22 protein-coding genes are annotated in these 18,810 nt (G+C 41.3%); 2 read left to right on the top strand and 20 right to left on the bottom strand.

The features are described from left to right. Positions 1 to 5: 5 nt before the first annotated feature. The 17 genes from topB to mobQ all read right to left on the bottom strand — a co-directional run bounded on the left by topB (position 6) and on the right by mobQ (position 15,892). Positions 6 to 2,141, bottom strand: coding sequence for a type IA DNA topoisomerase (gene topB, locus RA086_RS14120; RefSeq protein ID WP_308704508.1), 2,136 nt, complete (start codon positions 2,139 to 2,141; stop codon positions 6 to 8). Positions 2,142 to 2,147: 6 nt separating this feature from the next. After that, positions 2,148 to 2,558: a hypothetical protein gene (locus RA086_RS14115; RefSeq protein ID WP_219482554.1), complete on the bottom strand. Its 411-nt coding sequence runs from the start codon at positions 2,556 to 2,558 to the stop codon at positions 2,148 to 2,150. Positions 2,559 to 2,572: 14 nt separating this feature from the next. After that, positions 2,573 to 3,430 carry a conjugal transfer protein TrbL family protein gene (locus RA086_RS14110; RefSeq protein ID WP_125577875.1) on the bottom strand — a complete coding sequence of 286 codons (858 nt, stop codon included), beginning with the start codon at positions 3,428 to 3,430 and terminating at the stop codon, positions 2,573 to 2,575. A gap of 5 nt (positions 3,431 to 3,435) precedes the next feature. Beyond that, entirely contained in the window at positions 3,436 to 3,810 is a 375-nt protein-coding gene (locus tag RA086_RS14105; protein ID WP_265678779.1) for a hypothetical protein, read from the bottom strand. 14 nt (positions 3,811 to 3,824) lie between these two features. Beyond that, entirely contained in the window at positions 3,825 to 5,375 is a 1,551-nt protein-coding gene (locus RA086_RS14100; protein ID WP_308704507.1) for a VirD4-like conjugal transfer protein, CD1115 family, read from the bottom strand. Between the two features lies 1 nt (position 5,376). Continuing rightward, positions 5,377 to 5,847 (bottom strand): conjugal transfer protein, encoded by a 471-nt coding sequence (locus RA086_RS14095; RefSeq protein ID WP_308704506.1) that lies wholly within the window; start codon positions 5,845 to 5,847, stop codon positions 5,377 to 5,379. Continuing rightward, entirely contained in the window at positions 5,848 to 6,216 is a 369-nt protein-coding gene (locus RA086_RS14090) for a thioredoxin family protein (protein WP_308704505.1), read from the bottom strand. It lies immediately after the preceding gene. Next, a complete protein-coding gene (locus RA086_RS14085; protein ID WP_308704504.1) occupies positions 6,203 to 6,820 on the bottom strand; it encodes a hypothetical protein in 618 nt (205 codons plus the stop codon). The genes RA086_RS14090 and RA086_RS14085 overlap by 14 nt, the downstream gene beginning before the upstream one ends. 14 nt (positions 6,821 to 6,834) lie before the next feature. Next, positions 6,835 to 7,989 (bottom strand): phage tail tip lysozyme, encoded by a 1,155-nt coding sequence (locus tag RA086_RS14080; RefSeq protein ID WP_308704503.1) that lies wholly within the window; start codon positions 7,987 to 7,989, stop codon positions 6,835 to 6,837. Continuing rightward, positions 7,990 to 9,408: a type VII secretion protein EssB/YukC gene (locus RA086_RS14075; RefSeq protein WP_308704501.1), complete on the bottom strand. Its 1,419-nt coding sequence runs from the start codon at positions 9,406 to 9,408 to the stop codon at positions 7,990 to 7,992. After that, positions 9,401 to 11,416, bottom strand: coding sequence for a VirB4 family type IV secretion system protein (locus tag RA086_RS14070; protein ID WP_308704500.1), 2,016 nt, complete (start codon positions 11,414 to 11,416; stop codon positions 9,401 to 9,403). The genes RA086_RS14075 and RA086_RS14070 overlap by 8 nt, the downstream gene beginning before the upstream one ends. Before the next feature lie 11 nt (positions 11,417 to 11,427). After that, complete coding sequence (trsD, locus tag RA086_RS14065) at positions 11,428 to 12,087, bottom strand: TrsD/TraD family conjugative transfer protein (RefSeq protein WP_061777530.1); 660 nt, start codon at positions 12,085 to 12,087, stop codon at positions 11,428 to 11,430. Further along, positions 12,056 to 12,418, bottom strand: a complete 363-nt coding sequence (locus RA086_RS14060; RefSeq protein WP_061777529.1) for a hypothetical protein — start codon at positions 12,416 to 12,418, stop codon at positions 12,056 to 12,058. Before RA086_RS14060 ends, trsD begins: the two co-directional genes overlap by 32 nt. 21 nt (positions 12,419 to 12,439) lie before the next feature. Continuing rightward, positions 12,440 to 12,775, bottom strand: coding sequence for a CagC family type IV secretion system protein (locus tag RA086_RS14055; protein ID WP_076648311.1), 336 nt, complete (start codon positions 12,773 to 12,775; stop codon positions 12,440 to 12,442). 1 nt (position 12,776) lies between these two features. Then, positions 12,777 to 13,391 carry a hypothetical protein gene (locus tag RA086_RS14050; protein WP_308704499.1) on the bottom strand — a complete coding sequence of 205 codons (615 nt, stop codon included), beginning with the start codon at positions 13,389 to 13,391 and terminating at the stop codon, positions 12,777 to 12,779. Positions 13,392 to 13,432: 41 nt separating this feature from the next. Next, positions 13,433 to 13,744 carry a hypothetical protein gene (locus tag RA086_RS14045; protein ID WP_039098894.1) on the bottom strand — a complete coding sequence of 104 codons (312 nt, stop codon included), beginning with the start codon at positions 13,742 to 13,744 and terminating at the stop codon, positions 13,433 to 13,435. A gap of 84 nt (positions 13,745 to 13,828) precedes the next feature. After that, positions 13,829 to 15,892: a MobQ family relaxase gene (gene mobQ, locus RA086_RS14040; RefSeq protein WP_308704498.1), complete on the bottom strand. Its 2,064-nt coding sequence runs from the start codon at positions 15,890 to 15,892 to the stop codon at positions 13,829 to 13,831. A 253-nt stretch (positions 15,893 to 16,145) separates the two neighbouring features. Here mobQ and RA086_RS14035 point away from each other — a divergent pair, with 253 nt between their 5' ends. Then, a complete protein-coding gene (locus RA086_RS14035; protein WP_308704529.1) occupies positions 16,146 to 16,373 on the top strand; it encodes a hypothetical protein in 228 nt (75 codons plus the stop codon). Positions 16,374 to 16,395: 22 nt separating this feature from the next. Further along, positions 16,396 to 16,674, top strand: a complete 279-nt coding sequence (locus RA086_RS14030; RefSeq protein WP_003646133.1) for a hypothetical protein — start codon at positions 16,396 to 16,398, stop codon at positions 16,672 to 16,674. Here RA086_RS14030 and RA086_RS14025 read toward each other — a convergent pair. The 3 genes from RA086_RS14025 to RA086_RS14015 all read right to left on the bottom strand — a co-directional run bounded on the left by RA086_RS14025 (position 16,664) and on the right by RA086_RS14015 (position 18,807). After that, entirely contained in the window at positions 16,664 to 17,170 is a 507-nt protein-coding gene (locus RA086_RS14025) for a hypothetical protein (protein WP_308704497.1), read from the bottom strand. The two genes, RA086_RS14030 and RA086_RS14025, sit on opposite strands and share 11 nt — an antisense overlap. After that, positions 17,160 to 17,441, bottom strand: a complete 282-nt coding sequence (locus RA086_RS14020; protein WP_241479453.1) for a type II toxin-antitoxin system RelB/DinJ family antitoxin — start codon at positions 17,439 to 17,441, stop codon at positions 17,160 to 17,162. The genes RA086_RS14025 and RA086_RS14020 overlap by 11 nt, the downstream gene beginning before the upstream one ends. 259 nt (positions 17,442 to 17,700) lie before the next feature. Further along, positions 17,701 to 18,807, bottom strand: coding sequence for a replication initiator protein A (locus RA086_RS14015; RefSeq protein WP_308704528.1), 1,107 nt, complete (start codon positions 18,805 to 18,807; stop codon positions 17,701 to 17,703). Positions 18,808 to 18,810 lie beyond the last annotated feature (3 nt).

The following is an 18,810-nucleotide window of genomic DNA, read 5'->3' as shown; positions in this document are numbered from 1 at the left end:
AGGTTCTAATCAAAATCAAAACTTAATTTATGGCCGTCAAGCTTTAACTTGGCGTCAAACGACTTTCCTTTTTTGCTCTTGAACCCCTTTAGTTTGCTGGTTTCCCCCTTAGTGATTAAGGCTTTGATCGCAGTTTTACCGAGGGTTTTACTGCTCCATTTCTTGGGCAGGGTAAAGTCTTCGCCTTGCTTAGGCTTTACAATGTAAAACTTCTGTTTATTTAAAACGGTCGCTTGCGGTGTTTCTAAGAAGACCTCGGCGGCTTTTTGGGCTTGCTGCTGATGATCGATTTGTTGCTTAATGGCTGCACTGCCAGTTAATTGCGTGGGAACATCAGCGATCAACTTTGCCACGAACTTTTTGATTTGGTTCAAAAAGTTATCTGGGGTACGTTCTTCGGTACTGATTTGTTGTAACGCTTGCTCCCATTTAGCCGTCATTTCTGGGCTAGTTAGCAAGGGTTCGAGTTCCACCGCTTTACATAAAGTAATTCCGGCTTCACTGACGTGTAGCTTGTTCTTTTCAGTAACTAAATAGCCGCGTTTCTTTAACACTTCCAGCACATTGGCCCGGGTTGCACTTGTCCCAATTCCTTGCACATCTTTAAGAATAGCCTGGGCTTCTTCATCATCAAGCGTTTTGCCGGCGGTCTTCATGGCCGTAATCAGGGTACCTTCGGTAAAGGGTACCGGTGGTGTCGTTTCTTTTTGCGGCGTTTGCAGATTTGCTTGAACTTGGTCGCCTTGGTGAACGATCGGTAGGGTGGCTGCCTCTTGCTGGTCGGCTTTGTGATCATCAAATAAAGCTTGCCAACCTTGCTTAGTTGGCACCTTACCGGTTGCTTTAAAATTGGCGTCGCCAACCTGGGTGATAATGGTGGTTTCTTCGTACTCGTACGGATCAGCAAACATCGCTAACGTCGTTCTTAAAACCAAATCATAGACCTGTTGCTGTAATTTAGGTAAGGCAGCTAATTGATCTTTAGTCGGGACGACTTTAGTCATGATAATGGCGTAGTGTTCTTCAACTTTTTTTCCATTAACATAACGCTGGTTTGGTGTGGTATTGGTTAAAGAGACTTGCGTAGAGACTAACCCCAGATACTTCGTCAGATTAGCCACTAAATAATCAAATTCTTCATCAGTGATATAAGCACAATCGGTTCGGGGATAGCTAAGAAATTTAGCTTCGTATAAACTCTGAATGGCCGCTAAGGTTTGGCTTGCACTGGCATGATACCGTTTGTTCATGGCACTTTGCAGACTAGAAAGCGAAAACAACTGTGGACTGGCGCTTTTTTTAGCCTGCTTTTGCACGTCCTTGATTAAACCGTCCTGTAAGCCTTTCTGAACGTGTTTAGCTTGCATGAATGTCATTAGCCCTGCTTCGTCTTTAAACCGCTGATAGGGGTCTAATTTTGCGACGAATTTTTGCTGATTAGCTAAAATTTCCGCATTCAGTTCCAAATAGGGTTCTGGCTTAAAGTTTTTGATGAGTTGGTCTCTTTGATAAACCATATACAAGGTTGGCGTCTGCACGCGACCAATTGAGTACACCCCGCGTACCCCTTTTTGTCTTAACAACAAAGTATATAAGGGACTACCATTCATTCCAATTAACCAGTCGCTAATTTGACGGGTTTGGGCTTCTTTATAAGACAAATAGTCTTTGTGCCAATCGCCAAGATTTTTGAATCCGGTAATAATGGCGTCTTTTTCCAAACTATTCAACCATAGCCGCTTAATGGTCTTCTTTTTAACATCAATATGAGCTTGGTTCATGATTGACCACGCAATATTGGAACCTTCTCGACCGCTATCGGTGGCAACAATAATGGTATCGGCTTTCGTTAACAGGTCTTTAACGATCTTGAATTGCGCTCTTTTACTAGTTGACACTTCAAACTTGTATTTGTCGGGGAAAATCGGTAAATTAGATAAGGCCCATTGCTGGTATTTCTGATCATATTTATCCGGTGTGGCTAGTTCAACTAAATGTCCGAGACCATACGTCACAAGCGTATTTTCGGGCAAAACAGGGTCACTAACCGTATAGTAACCCTGTTTTTTTGTGCTCTTTTGAAAGGCTTGGACGTATGAACGGGCTTGACTGGGTTTTTCAGCTAAGATAACAGTGGTCATGTTCGTTCACTCCTTGTGATTAAGCTTCTGTTCTAATTCTGTTTTGCCTTGTTCAGATGCTTTCAACCAAGTTTCACGGCGCAATTCTTGTTGTTGCTCTATCGATTGTTGCTTCAAATAATGTTGATACCGGTTGATGGCTTTGAGATCTGCATAGGCTGACCAACGGAATAATAAGCCACCCAGCAGTAAAACTAAGGCCATTAGCGCAGTTCCTAAAAAATCGGTATGGTTCGCCGTGAAAAGCTCTTGGTATAAATCCATTAACATGAGGTAAATTCCCATTATATAGAAGACCATGCTAACTAAGTTATCAAAATAGTAAGACAACTTAGTCCGCCGTGAAGGTGTTGCAAAAGGGTCGGTTCGCATATCTTTTTTGGCTTTTTCCAATAACCAGTGTGCGATTTTCTTCATAACTATTTTTCCTCCTAGTGGTTACGGAAATAATTTTGAAACATTCTCATGGCACCCATACCAGCACTTTTAGTCACACCGGTTGAAGCCCAAAAATCTTTAACGGCGTCAGGTGTTTTGACCACCAGAAAACCGAATCCGATTGAAGCAATAAAAGCAATAAACCCGTATTTAGCCATATTAGTGAAACACCATACTGATAGTGACATACAAAGCACCTGGCTAATAATAGAAGCATTGTAATAAATGTACTTCTTCCACCACGTGCCACTGTAATCAAAGCTTTCTGTCGCCATGCTCATTGCAGCTAAAGGAATCGTCAGGTTGTACCAAGCCATATCAGCCACAAACACACACATCTTGATAAAGAACACGACGGTTACGACAGTGAAGATTAGTAGAAACAAAATCTGTAAGGGTAGTGAAATACCAACATCTTTTAACCCAGGAACCTTATTCATACCGGTAATTGATTTAGCAGTAAACTTCTGATCAGAACTAAACATATACTTTAGCAGGGGCAAGGTAATTGAACCTTGAATAAAGCCCTGTAAGAACACGAATACTGGGATTACGGCCGCTGATTTAATCCCGTCCATGATGATATTAGCCCAAGTGACATCGGTGCTTTCGTCCGCCTCTTTTAGAATTGTCATCACAATACGCCCAAGGACAACCACGACTACTAACGATGTCGCAAAGGACAGGAAGATGGCATACCACGTTTTAACAATTGGCAAACTTTGATTGGCTTGGTCAATAATGGCCTTGCAGATGTTGAATAAACCGTCCAGCAAACCAGATAATGCCCATTCAAAAAATTTAGCAATCGCTCCCTGAACTAATCCTGAAATGTCACCTAAAACAAACATATCTATCACTTCCTTTTTTGCAATTCAAAACTCCCTAATCCGTTATCTGCTTTAGCAGACTTATTAATTGCTTTAGCCTTATAACCATCGCTAATTTGAGTTAATTCAAACTTTTGATTTTTCTCATCATCAGTATCTACTTTTAAATATTCTTTACCGGAAGTATTGCTGACTGAATAAGTGGCATTTACATTCATCAAAGGGCTTTCAATAATCATTGTTTTTTTATTGAATTGGGTTTTGTAGCTTTGACCTTTTTGGTTGAGATACCATTTGTTACTTTGCAAATCTTGTGCTGTAGACTTTCCGCAAGCGGTAAGACCAACAGCAATCAGTAACACTGTCATCACGGCGATTATATATTTGCGATATTTTTTCATTAATATGTCCTCCATTATCCAAGTAGGTTGTTGTCGTCTTCTTTTGGCGCCTCTGTTTGACTATCTTTATTTGAAACTCTTTCTAAGTCGCTGTCTAGGTTGTCCTGTTGTTGCTCCTCCTCTGTTTGAGACATCTCGTTTGCGGCTTCTTTTTGAGCAGTCTCCTTTAATTTTGCTTTCCATTTTTCTACCTTATCCTTAAAGTTGGTTTCTTGACTGGTTTCTGGTTGGCCTTGATAATCGTTCTGTGACAAGTTAACCAAATGATCGGCCCCCGGAAATAGTTTAAATTGGAACGCTTTTGTAGCTTTGACTGGTCGCGCATTACTAAAGATTAATAAGCTCTGATCTTCGGGCATACGCATAATTTCATCAGGTGTCATCAGCGAACGGCTCGTATAGCTGTAACTATCGCTTTTACTATGACTCTCTTCCTTGCTATGACTGGTACTCTCACTACCGGTTTCCACTTTTACGGTCGATTTACCTAACAAATCACTAAAGTATTTCGCAGTCACATCATTAGCGGCATTCAAGCAAATTTTAACGGCATGATTACCTAAGATACTCTCGGCTTTATCCTTGCCATACAAGGCTTGTAGCTGGGTTAAGGTCTGACAAATGGTCGTCACGCCAATACCGTACCCTCGACACGTCGCTAGGAACTCCTCATACTTGGGAAACTTGCCTAAATTGACAAATTCATCAAGGATAAAGTCGACTTGGTGGGGTAATTTAGCGTGATGATCGGCGGCTAGTTTGTATAATTCATCAAACAATTGTGAGAAAAACAGATTGATGAAGCTTTCATAAGTGTTATCCATCACGGGAATAATCACATATAGCACCACTTTGTCGTTGCCAATCTCTTTTAAATCAAAATCTGAAAAGCTGGTAAAGTCGGCCACTTCTTGATCGACAAACTTCGAAATGGTTGCCAGCAAACTTTCAATAATACTAGCTTTCATTTCCCCCTTGGCCTTTTTGAACCCTAACTCATAAGCGCGTCTTGCTGGATCAGTCATGGTTAAATCAAGAAACAAGGTGTCTAACGGACTATCTGCACCCTTTTCCTCGGCTTCGACATCGTTTTCTTGCAATACTTGGGTCACACCGGCCAAATTCCGTTGTTCCGGTGATCGGTGGTTCATGACAAACAGGATTAAAGCCTTCAAAAGCTGTCTTTGGGTACTAAACCACACATCTTTTTTGCCTTCGGCATTTTCACTCTGAACGATCTTGGTGGCGACGGTTTCAGCTTGAATATCCCGTTGAATATAATCAAAAGGATTGTAGCGATCACTGTGCGCCATGTTGGCAAAGTTGACGACATGTACTTGATAGCCTTGGGCTAGTTTGACACCGGCCGTCTTTTCGTATAATTCACCTTTCGGGTCGGTTACGACAATGCTGTTCTCCGTTTCGTTAAACAGGTTGGTAATGACGACTGACTGGGTCTTATATGATCCAGGGCCCCCGACCACAAAAATGTTCCGGTTGGGTTTGGTACTATTATTCTGGTAAACAATCTGTTTATCTACGATCCCTAAAATTGTCCCATTCATGTTAATCTCCCCCTTTCGCTGACTTTTCTCGATCCACTAATGATTTGAGAATTTCTGACTTGGTACTCTTGTTAAATGCTGTGGTGAGGTCTTTGGCATTGATACTAAAGTAATGGTCACTCAACTCTTTTAGATCACCCCAGGTCGCACTCCCGTGGGTTTCAGTGTCCGCAGTTTCCCACGATTTATGTTTGCTATTTCGTTTCAAGGCAAAATAGATGGTGTATAGGATCACGGCGACACTGACAATAATTAGTACTGGGTTCTTTTGGCCCAAATACAAGTTGTAATAGTGCCAGGGGTGTAAAGCTAATTGTTTTAATACGGTTGGCATATGATCCGCAAAGGTTAGCTTATAACGGGACAAGGCCATGACAGCTCCAGCTAAGATCTCCGCTAAATACAAGCCAATGATTAGCGTTAGTAGATACGGCCAACTGGCTTTAACGCTGTTTAATAATTTGTCTTTCATCTAATCACCTACTATCTGTTTAATTCTTTGTTGGTTGTTACCGGTGTACCGTTGCTTGCCATGAATCAAGGTTGGCACCGCCGTTAGTTGATATTTTTGAATGTAATGCCGATTTTTGGGTTGATTCATGTTAATCAAGATGATGTTGTGACTAATTGCGTTGTGCCAATAAATCTGATGAAAGATCGATTGGCAATCCGGGCAATCATCGCGATAGAAGAACAACACTTTTTTAGGGTGCTTAGCTAAAGTCACGATTGGTCGCTGCTTTTCTACGTGGTTGACATATTGATGACTGGCAAACCCGCCAACGGCTAAAACCACCACGATTACCGCTAGGGCTTTACCAACCCGCTTAATTAAGGTCACTGGCTTTAAAACTACTGCCTAAGTTTTGGACTGCGGTGATTCGATTCGTGGTGGTATCGTAAGTCACTTGATAAAGCACCGTCGCCTTTTGCCAGTCGTTGTCGCCACTCTTACTTTCATAACTGACGACGGCCAAGCCCTTCATGTTTTGCCCCTGCTTACTTTGTGTATACAGGTTCAGCTGATCTAATTTGGCTGAAACACTATTGCTATCACCATACGTGCCTTTATTTGAAAAGTATTGCTGGTACAATTTGTCGGAAATCAAGTCTTTAACCCCATCTTTGCGCTGACCGTAGGTCTTGGGCTTAAAGTTATTCATGACCTTAAAGAACTTGGTGACCACCGTATTAAAGCTAAGTTCAGCCTGACTTTTGTCCTTATTATTTTGGTAGGTCTTATAACTGTCAATTTGGGTGCTCAATAACTGCTTTTGTTGGTTGGTTTTAGTCAATTGCCGGCTGACTTGACGCTTTTGTTGTTGTAAGCGACTAATCTGTTGTTGTGCCTGCTTAATTTGGCTATGCTGATAGGCATTCGCCCCTAATGACATAACTAAGATCAAGCTACCAATCACCACACTTAAAACCACGCTACGCTTCATTTGTTTATCCCTCCTTACTTCTTGATTGGCCGGGCTAACGTCACATCACTACCGTTCAATAAGCTATAAAACGCGGTGCCAAATGTGCTTTCGTTAACCTTGTCGCCTACACCACCTTGCTCAATGATCTTGGTGGCTTTACCTTGCCATTTTCCTAACAGAATAGCAGTATGGCCGTTGTTGCCGGCTCCCGCGCCTTGATTAACAATCACAATATCGCCGGCTTTCGCGTCATTTTCACTGATTTGTTTCAAGTATTGATGGCTGCCTTTGGCGTCACTAGCCATCGTGCCGGTAAACCAGCCCATATTGGCCGGTACCTTGTAACCAGCCTTATTCAGGGCTAACCAGACAAAGCCTGAACAATCGGTTCCACCGGTTTTGTTAGGGTTCTTTAAATCGCTACCTAAATCAGGGCTAGGGTGGGTTTGAACATAGTAGAAATCGCCTTTCATACTTTCCGCATTTTTGACGATACTACCGCCGGAATAGCTTGGGTCACTATCACAACCTAGTTCGGTCAGATCTCCGGAACTCGCATTGTCTAAGGTGTTTCCGGCCACTGGATCACTCGCACCCAACACGGAATACCAGTGATCGGCATATCCGTATCTTTGGCTTAGATACCATTGTTCCGGGTTCTTACTCATACCCTCATAATCCATTAGCCAGGCTTTCGTCGCTTTGTGCACGTCCGTATATTTAAAGATCTGCTTGTTTGACGCATAGTAACTACTGTTCAATTCTTGGTCGAGATAATCCAACTGTACCCCGAGATTGGTCGCTGGTTTGTTTTCCTTGTGGGCTAAGTCTTCCAGCTTATCCTTTCGACCGCCTAACCACTGGGCTAAGCCCGTGGCCCCGGAGCTTGAATTAACCGAATTGGGATCAAGGCGACTTTCTAGTTGTAAGACCCCTAAGATCCCGGCGGCCGCTTGTGGGGTGGCGCCATACTTCTGTTTCCAGTGCGCATAGATATTTTTGGCATTTTCTGTCATGCTCTTACTATCCAATTGCGTCTCTGTGGTGGTTGAGTTATCACAACTGTTTTCTTGTAGCTGACCAGTAATTGCGGCGATCAGCAAGACGATTAGCAGAATGGCACCGCCCACAATATAAGCAATCAACTTCCACTTCTTTTTCTTATATTCAAACGACAATACCTGCATTTAATCACCCACTTTGTGCTTGGCCTGATCAACTTGTTTTTGCGCTGCCGATTGGTCGCTCTGCGCATTCTTTAGATCAGCCTTAGCCGAATCCACCTTCTTGTCTTTATCCTTATCTTTACTGCCATCAATCTTGTTGGCGTCATCTAACTTCTTTTGCGCGTCGTTAACTTCGTTCTTAGCGGAATTGAGACTTAACAGGGCTTTTAAATACTTAGCTTTAGGACTGTTCACGCCGGCTAATTTGGTTTGGACGGTCTGGGCGTCTTGCGTATCGTTATGGGCGAGGAAAGCTTGCCCCATTCTCAATAAAACATCACCGTTCGTCGTAAAGGATAATTGGTTATTGAGCGTATTGGTATCGTAGTTAACAATCGCTTTTTCGAGTTGCAATTGGTCTTTTTGCTTGCTCGTCGCCTTAGTTGGCAACTGCCAATCAGCCACTTGGCTACTATCTTTGTTGGCATAAGCCGTGTTAACAACCTTGTTCAACTGACTTGGATCAACCTTTAAGGCTTGCTGGTACTGACCATGCTTTAAAAAGACATTGACTTGCTTAGTTGCAGGGTAGCCGGCCCGTTGCATATCTTTTTGCGCTTCCGACCACTTCCGATCATTTAAAGCAGTTTGAATTTGGCCGCTATATTTTAATCGCGTGACCTGGGCTTGGTTCTGGTTAGCTAAGCTCTGATATTGCCGTTCGTCACTTTTATGGACTAAGCCGACGGCCAAAACGGCCACAATCGCCACTCCGGCCACGCTCAACCATAAACGTTGTTTGGTTTTCTGCTGGGCCGTTTCAACTTCCTGCCATTCGTGATAACTCACAAAGTCCTCAATGCCGTTAACCACTTCCGTTAACTCATTTAACGACGTAGCTTTAGCTACTTGTTGTAAATAGTCATCAGGGTGTTTAGCTAGGGCTTCTTTAGGATTGCTTAGTAGCCGTTCATAGGGCGTCCCCGTCAAGCAAAATAGAATCAGCGCTTTGTATTTGGCTAAGTTGCTATGTTTGTCATCATAAGGCATGAGTTCATTGGCGCGATAGGCGTACCAAACATGTTGCATGGGGTAATACCACAGATTAGCTGGATTTAACGCAATATGATACTGGCTATCAGCAACCACCTTTTGCGCCATAATTTTCTTGGCAATGGCTGCCCGGATCGCCTTATTTTCCTGCGGTAATTCCTTTAATGATCTGACCTTATCCGGCAAGGTATAAGTTAAAACGACCTTCTGGCCTTGCTCAACCACGTTGACTAACTGCAAGAACTTGGAATCAGTTTGTTTTAATTCGTTTAGCTCACTCAACTGGTCATATCGAAACTGATTGTGATTGAGTTCGAGGATTAACTGGTTCCCTTGTCGCTTGAACGTACCGACCTCGATATTTAATAGCTGATTTGATTTACTCATTTAAAGTCCCTCCTTCCTCTTCGGTAGTGGTCAAAGCGTCAACTTCACTGGGGGTTAAGACCACGCGCTTTTGATAATCCGGTTGAATGGCTGTCTCACAGTTGTATTTTTCTTGGTAAGCTTCGGGATCAATTAGCCGTAGTTCTTCTTCGGTCAACTCGACTTTCATAAAGGCGCGTTGACTGCCATAAATCATCAGGGCTTCGCCTTGTCTACGGCGTTCTAGTAACTTCTTTTCTTTATCCGAGAACGTCATTCTTAACTTAGTAATCACATCATCAACGCCTTTACCGTCCAGGCCAAAGAACACCTTGGTATAGGAGTTCCCAATAATGGCTTCCCCAATATTCTGCCCAGTATCTGTTGTTCCTTCGATCACATCTTGAATTTGTTGCGTTCCGGCAATCGCCCCGGCATTGTACTTTCTGAACCGCTTGTAGGCTTGATGGAAAAAGGTGGCAGCGGCTTTGTGCAAGGTTAAAAAGTGAAATTCATCAACAAATAATTTCTTGCGGTTATGCCGATCTTTGGTAATTTCGTCCCATAGATACTGAAAAGTATTCAGATAGGCCGCTGATTGGACTTCCTGTTCACTTTGTAGCGGTTTCAAATCAAAGGAAATGATTTTCCCTTTTAAGTTAACGTTGGTGTGGCCGTCAAATAGGCTGTTAGAGCCACGGGTATAACTGCCTAAAATATAGTAGAAGTCTTTAACCCGACCGAATTTGTCAGCGTCCTTATCAGCCAATTTTTCCAACTCGTCATAAACATTGGATAAGGTCGGCCACTGATCGTCTTTAATTTCTTTCAAGCGGCTGTATTTCAAAACGCCACTGTTGACGTAAGCTTGTTTAACAACATCATCAAGGATTGCCAGTTCAACTTGGGTAATCCCGGTTTTAAGGACTTCAAAGAACCCCTTTAATCGCTGGATTTTATCTTTGACTAGTAAATCAAGGTTCGTGACCGCCTCATCAGCGCTGAGGATTTCTTCGGAGAAAATTTGGAGCGGGTTAATTTTGTACTTAGCATTAGAAGTTAAGTGCAAGACTGCCCCACCTAGGGCTTCGACAATCTTGGTATATTCGTTTTCCGGATCAATAATGTAGATTTGATAGTCTTGAATGGCGTAGCGTAGGATTTTCTGAATCATATAGGTGGTTTTACCAACCCCGGAAGTCCCGATAATGACTTGATTTTGATTAAGGGTCTTGTTGCGATCCAGCATATCTACGGCAATTAAGCTGTTGGTATCTTTGTTAACCCCTTCAATATCAGATCTAGGCTTCAAGTCCAAAATCTCCGCGTCGTCAAAGGGAAACATGCTGCTGGCGACTTCGGTATTACTTTCTTTATAGGTGTAATCCCCCATGAGGTTCTCGTTAATTGGCATGGTTGACCAGAAAGCTTGAAAGGTTGCTTTAACGGGCACTAAGGGCTTCATTTGTAGTTTAATCAACGTATTCTTGACGTTCTCGGTTAAGTCATCTAATTCTGCTAAACTGTTAGCCCGCAGATAAACCAACATATGTTGATAGACAAATGTGGTAGAATTATCAAGGTATTTATCTAGTTGCATGTTGGCCGAATCAATGTAGTTTTGCAGAATCTTCTTTTTATACGGGTCGAACGTATTCAGCTTCTGCGCTTCCTTATTTTGAATCGTCTTCTTGTAATAGGTAATCATTGAATTGTTACTGGCGCTGTCGATATATTGCACAATATCGATAACGCCTTTTTTACGCTTCAATTCTGACAACCAGTTGCCGTAAACCCGCTTGGGATAGTCAGCAATCGCTAACACCCGAATAAAATTCTCCCCCGACTGGACGTAGGTGGGGTACTGTTCCCAGCTAAACGGGAATAGTGAATGCAAGCTATCGCGATCAATCAGCTTGGTAAAGTCTTCAACCTCCGGTTTTTGTTTATTAACCGCTGGTTCACTATTTTGCTGACTTTCGTTTTTGGTTGGCATGAACAAATCTATGACCTTATCGCCAAAACTCATACTGTTGCCTCCTATCCATTGAAATTGATTAAGTTCTTTAAAATCTCTTGGACTTCTTGACTAGTCAACACTTTGGCCGTCACATCAAAGTCCGTTAACGCATTTTCAATATCCCGCTTAACCTGTTCGATTTTTTCGTCTAAATGACTGACCGCTAGATTTAAACTCTTAACACTTTTGTCTTTAATCGGTACCTTAACGATTAGCAGATGTTGTTTAGTGGTCATGTTTTTGGATTCCTGGACTTTAGTAAAGTGGTCCAAATAACTGGCTATTAATTGGATTTTGAACTGTTGATCGGGGTGATCTTTTTGTAAAGCAAGATACCGACGTTTGAGACCATTGAGATAAGCTGTCATATTGACGGGAATTGTCGGCTCTAAGAACTGTAAGGTGTCATCAACCCCTTCACCTAACGTACTCATGAGAAAGGCGCCATAGTCCTCAAAGACGTCTTGCTGTTCGGTTTCATTAAGTAGATCAAGGTTGATCCCACTAACTTCCAAAATGCCAACGAGATTACCCGTTTTGGTAACTTCGTAGTTACCATACATACCCACCACCAAGCTCATGTCATCAATGGTCTCTTTGCCACCATTGATTCTAGGCGGTTGGTAATCCCAATTGAGCTTCGCTGATTTATTGGCGGTTTTGCTCTTCTTCAAACGCATTTAGTTCGCCTCGCTTCTTCGGTTTTAAATAAAACAGTTTCTGACCATTGGCATAGCGACGTTTCAACTTAAAGTTATCCCGCACTTTAATATTCTTCCGCACCGCAACTGGCCGAATTGTTAAAATAGCCATGACAATCGTCATGGCTAAGACAACAATCACTATTTTTATCAGGACTAAAATCAGGCCATAGGGTGGGATCGCAATAAAAATTAAGCCCACTAGTCCTGCCAGCGCCGCATAGCCAAAATCCTTCAAGGTGTAGTCTTTCCAGATCCCATAATCTTTATCTACGTTCTCTGGAAAGATAAATTCTTTTCCTTTCTTCATTTCGGCAGGCTCCTTTTTAAATTAAGTGAATAGGCTGTAAACCCAAGGTAATAGCCAGATAATCGCTGCCGCTAGGGCCACTAAACCAGCCACCCGACCAACCGCGTGATAAACCTCTGATTTCTCTCGTGGATCGTCTGCGTCAGGCATTCTTTTGATAATAATAAATAGCGCGACACAAATCCCAACTAAAACGACCAAGCCAGTTAAAATACCTTGAATCGTCTTACCAGCTTGAGTTAACTTGCTTTTAACTTCGCCGCCGTCCGCCGCCAAAACAACCTGGGCGTTCATCAGCCCTAAATAAATCGCAGTAGCTCCAGTGGTTGCTAGCGCTTTCATTTTGCTGAACTTCATGTTATTCCTCCTTTCCATCGTCTTCTGATGTTCGTAATTGAATTTGTTCGGCCTGCGTTTTTTCTGGCTCACGCTGATAGAACTTATCCAATTGTTCCTCGGCAATTTGCTGGCTTGGTAATGGATCTGTGGCTAATTTAACTCGCCCATTTTGGCTCGTGGCTAAGTAATACTCTTTTTCTGACTGACCAAGTTCCTGAGTCTCTAAGACATGTAAATTATGTTCGTAACGACCTAAGGCATTATCAACTTCTAAACCGTAGAAGCCTAAGAAGCCCTCCAGAAAACTCGCACCAAAAAAGGTCATTTCATTTTTGATCTGCTTATATTGATGAGTCGGTTTATCACTGACTAATTTTTCGGCCTTTTTAGCATTTTGACTGTCTTGGTGGCGATTAAACCAACCACTAAGCTTTAACGGCTCAGTCTTCAACTGGCGTTTAACGGTCTTCTTAATCATTGCTTGCCGAACTTCATCGATTGGCTGACCGTCTTGATCTAATATCGCTTGTAGCTGCTTCTGGTCAGTTAGTGCTTGGTCGTCATCAACCATAATCGCCTTTTGGTTATCATGTAGTAACTTGCCATTAATGCCTTGCCAGCTTTCTACTTTCATTGGATCACCTCCTTATATTGCCCTTTTCTAGGCTAGAAATATTAAGCAACTAGCTTTCCCCTAGCCCACCCGGTAAAATGGATTGTTAGGAGGGTGACACCTAGAAGGCGTAATTCTAGGTGCTGATCCCCGTTAGCAACTCTACTGCTGACGAGGACGCCCTCTTTTTTTGTTTGTTTTCTTATCCATTCAATGCCTTCCAATGAAATTAATTTAACTGTGCCGGTTTCCATTAAGTATTCTTCGGGCATTCTATTTGGGTGCCGTCTTAACCATAAGCTTACATATGATCGATCATGCCCTAGCTTGATACCGGCCTGAGATAAACTAATCCATTCGTGTTGTCTTGCCACATGCAGGTAACTCCTTTCTTAAATAATTAACTAAATTATAGCACCATTTGAACACACTTGTGTACATTTGTTTTTACATTTACATTACAAGTGCATGCCCCCATCTTCATGCCGGTTTCGAGTTTGGTGTTGCCGTTGCTTTTTCGTCATTTTCCACTCAGTCTCCTTTAAACCTTGCGCCTGTTTTTGCCGTTGGTAATCTTCATCACGGGCATATAGGGCGGTCATGATTGCGTTACTAAAGGCCGTCTTTAAGTAATAGTCTGGACTAACTGGCTTGTAGTTCAGTGGTTGATAATGTCCGATATTTGCTTTTCTGTACTGGTCGTCCTTGGCTTGTTGCCCTTTTAACTGTTTTTGGATTTTCTCGATCTGACTGTTCTTAATCGTTGGATCGACTTTACATTCACCCAAAAAGAGTTGTTTAGTGCCGTCATGCTTTAAAACCCGTTGTAAGTGATGATTCTCTAACTGATCTAAGCTAAGCTGTCCCGATAAATAAGCTAGTCCTTGTTGATGTTCTTGGGGACTGAACACCTGTGGTGGATTTGCTTGCCACTGTTCAATCGTTTCGGCCTGACATGGCTTTAAAACAGGATCATAGTACATCACGGCTGTATAGGCTTGTTCCTGTTTAATCAATGGCAATCCATCTAAATCACCTTTGGGAAAGGCCCTTTTCAATACTTCATGGTATTGCGTTTTAATGACTTGCTTAACGGCCATGATTGCCCGTAGATCTTTGACTGCGCGAGTAATCTTTTGCTGTTCGGTTGGTGAATATTTCTCTAGTAACCCTTGATCGACGTGTTCTAGACTTTCTAAGTTATCGTCATGAATCATCAGCGTATATTTCAGTTCGATTTTGACTTCCTTTTCTTGTTGCATTAATAACTTCCAGCCAACGTATGGCCGTTTGGTAAAGGTCAATAATTGTTGGGTCAACAAATCATCACGAATGTTCATTAAACGTTCGTTTAATTCACTACCCTTGAAAACTGTTTGTTCGCTATCGGTTTCCTTAATTAATTCTCGTCTTTCAGCTTGCGTGGTCTGTTCAAAATTAAGCTCTGGATAAAGTTTTTTAGTCGTGCGATCAACCACTTTATTTAAGAGTTCATCTGCTTTTTTGAGTGAGCTTTCTTGTTGGTTAATTGTCAATAATTGTTTAGTCACATCTTCACCAACCGCATGTTTAATTAAGGTGCTGTTTTTCCAATTAAATAGCATGCGCCGCTTATCATCTAAGTTCTCCAAACTGATATAAGTTTTCAGTTCATGGCTTAACTCTTTAACTACCCGTTTTTCATTAAACGAGAAGTGTTTACTTAGGCTATCTAAATGACCTCTATTGATTACTTTTTCTTGGTTATTTTTATAACTGGCTTTGGCCTTGCGATAGTCCTTAACTTGTTGGTTAAATTCTTTTCTTTCATGCCGCTTACTATTGATTCCCTCATGTTGCATTGGGGTATCATCTATTCCCTCCTCGATAAATGATTTTTCGCTGATCCGATCGGGAATATTTTTTTGCTCTAAAACTTGATTTACACTAACCGCCCAATTGTGCCGCCATTCAGTTATTTTTTCTTTTTTATCCCAATCAACTAGCCACACCTTTCTTGATCTTGGAAAACGACTATTTCCTGTATAAGTCTTGTTCCCATTCTCATCTAATATATTTTCTCTTTTACTTTTCAATCCCCATGTTCCGTCTGGATTAAATGGACGATTAGTTAGCATAACATGAGCGTGCGGATTATCTGGGTGATCTCTATGAATTGCTACGTCGGCAACCATACCCTCATCAACAAAATTTTCTTGTACATATTTTGTCAATAATTCTTTCTGTTCATCTTCACTTAATTCAACTGGTAAAGCCACGTTAAACTCTTTTGCATAGCGTGAATTTGCTCGCCGATCTTTTCTTTCGACTTCATTCCATAATTTCTCTCTATCACTCGCCCATTCTGGCGCATTCTTTGGTGTCAAAATAAAGCTTTCTGGCGTGACTGACCGAGCATAAAAATAGCTTCGGCCTTCTTTTTGATCGAATAACTTTTCACCACTTCGATAAGCAGCTCCAGCAATGGCACTACGTCCTTTACCAGCACTAATATTTTGAAAACTCATGTGAAAAATTGCCATGTCGGTCACCACCTTTCTTTGGGTTTATGGGTTTGCTTTTGTTGTCGCCAACGGCGACTTCTAATACAAGTGTTTAGCACAATAACACAACCAACTTTAGTTGTTGTGTGTAAGTGCGCATTGACCTCGTTTCACTCGGTCTGCTTATTCTCCTGAATTTACTTTTAGTGTATGCCTTCCGCTTCGCTATTTCAACTTTTATACTTTGACTTAACGTTTCCCTTATGATATAGTGTCGGTGATTATTTCTAATATGATTGGAGGGATCGTTATGTCTCAAAGTAACTTAGAAAAACAAGAAGCTAAATTAAAAGCCCTTAATAAAAAAATTAAGGACGAAAAAAATAAGATTGAACAACGTCTAGGTAAACAAATCATCAGTCAAGCCAATTTAGATTATGCTAATTTGTCTAACGATCAGATTAAGCTTTTAGCCAAGCAATTTTCTGAATTTTTAAAGGTAAATTCCGTAGATCATTAGCCATACGAGATGGGGAAATTCCATGTCTAATCAATATGAAAAACTAGTCGAGCAGCAAGCGCGTTTAAAACAAAAAATTGAGCGGGAGGATTTTAAATTACGGCAATCTAAATACTATGAAAATCGGCAAGCCCGCAAAGCCCGTTCTCGCCGATTAATTCAAAAAGGGGCTTTATTAGAAAAGTACTTTCAAGCTAATAACCTCTCGGTCGAACAAACCGAAGAACTTTTAAAAACATTTGCTGACTATGTTAACGCCCATAAACCGGATAAATTAAAAAACGATCAACCTAATAACTAGGCCGATCGTTTTTATTTTCAGGATTGTTTTTTGGCTTAATTTCTGGATTTTGTTTAGCAAAGTCTTTTAACTGTTTTTGAATTCTTTGTGTAAGCTCTGCTTTACTTTCTTTGTGCTTCCTTTTACTTGATCGCTGTTGAATTATCTTTTGACCCTTACCTCTTCTTTTTGATTTTAGGTCAAGCGTAAAATCTGAAATTTTATTTTGATCTAGCTTACTTAAATGACCGATTTCTTTAAAGTTTAAACCGGCTTTGGGAAAGCGATAAATATTACCAAGATCGACCCAGGAAGGTTTCTTCAACCCAGCGGATTGCCAATCTTGAATCGGATAATATTGTTGCTTGATATAAGCCGACTTCTTTTCATACTGACTAGTAATTTTAAAAGCCTCGACCGTCTGTTCTGATACCCGACGAATTAAAACTGGCCGAGACTTGCCACCGTTAGTTTCTACAAAACTAACGTATAGGCTGACTAAGTCATTAGTCCTCATCTGGATCGTTGAGCCAATCAGCGACCTCTTTAGCGTCTTTGAACTCGGTGACTGGTGTCCCTTCGGTCGCCTTTAAAAAGCGTAAATTAGCTCTTTCTTCTTCGCTTAAAGACGCATTAAAAGGTAAAGCACCATTAGCAACAATCCGCTTGTAAAACATGTTAATGGCCGTGGTTGGATTTAAGCCCAATTCGCTTAAAACTGCTTCGGTATCATCGGCCAAATCTTTATCAATCTTGACTTGGACCCGTTTCTTTGCCTTAACTGCCATGATTGTCTCATCTCCTTTATTTTACTACTACCATTATACTACCTTTTGAGTACCCTATCAATAGATAAAGCCCTGGCCTCAAATCACTTGAGCTTGGCGTTGATCTAAAGGCTGAACTTTTGAGCTGGTTAGCCTGGTTAGCTCTGGCACTCATTTAAAAGCCCCTATTCTTCTGTTTAAGCCATTTAAATCTAGCTTAAGTATAAATAGGTTAGTAAGTCTTAAAACTGCTTAGAAAGGATTTTGTAGCCTTTTAGGACTAGTAGTACAACCCACTGTTATCGTTGTCGGCCGACTTTTCTTCTTCGGGGTGTTTAGCCGCATATTCTCTAGCCGCTTGTTTATTCCACCAAACGCCAAATAGGTTTTGCATGGTGCCGTACAAGTAGTTCTCAACATTCTTGATGTGCTTCTCATTGCTTCTCAGGGCGTTAAAGTAGCGTCTCAAGGCTTTAGTCATTAAAGGCTTCAGTTCCTCATCATCAAGTGGGATTATGACGCCAATGTCCTGATGATCCTTTTCAACTCGATATTTAGCATTCAGAATGATACCAATAAACCGGCGCATTTGTTGCGGAGTTCGGCACCAGAAACTAAGTAATTGTACGGCTTCGGGTTCTAAGAAAACTGGTAAGCCACTATCTTTATCAGTTAAGAAATCATTAGCATGTTTCACCAAATCCTTGTTTTGCTTTTCTAGTTCTGCTGGTGAGAATTGGGCTGTGGAAAAGTCCAACTTTTGAGTATCTATATTATATCTATTAGTATCTAAATTATTAGTATAGTCTAGATCGTGACTCTTTTTGACACTTTCGCGTGTATCAAGGGTTTGTGGTGTATCTTTAACGAACTTCCGCGAAGGTTCCGTTTTGACACTTTCGCGTGTATCAAGGGTTTTAGCGAACTTCCGCGAAGGTTCCGTTTTGACACTTTCGCGTGTACCAAGGGCTCGTGGCTCTTGTTGCCGAGATTTTGTATAAATGTCTGTTGCGGTAACTTCTAAATCTGCTAAATACAATCTATTTGGTTCATTTTTACCAGTTTTGGGATTAAAGTGCATGGCTTTCTGAAATAATAATCCTTGGTTTTCAAGTTCATTTTTTACCCTAATCACTTTCTTTTTTGACCAGCCCATAAGATCTGTTAGTTCTTGATTTGTAAAAATGAAATAAACCCTGTTATCTTCATCAACCCAGTTGTTTTTCAATGAATAATCTAGTCTATCGTGTAAAATCATATATCCTAATTTTGCACTATCACTTAATGTCTTATATTGAGATCCATAAATTAAAACCTGTGGGAATTGGAAAAAACGAGTTGCATAAGCTTTTTCCGACTCAATAAAATTGAAATTAGTTTGATTCATTAT

It is taken from the genome of Lactiplantibacillus brownii (genome assembly GCF_031085375.1).
Taxonomy (GTDB): domain Bacteria; phylum Bacillota; class Bacilli; order Lactobacillales; family Lactobacillaceae; genus Lactiplantibacillus; species Lactiplantibacillus brownii.
The sequence above is the reverse complement of the archived record's forward strand: the minus strand, read 5'-3'. Positions and strand labels throughout refer to the sequence as shown.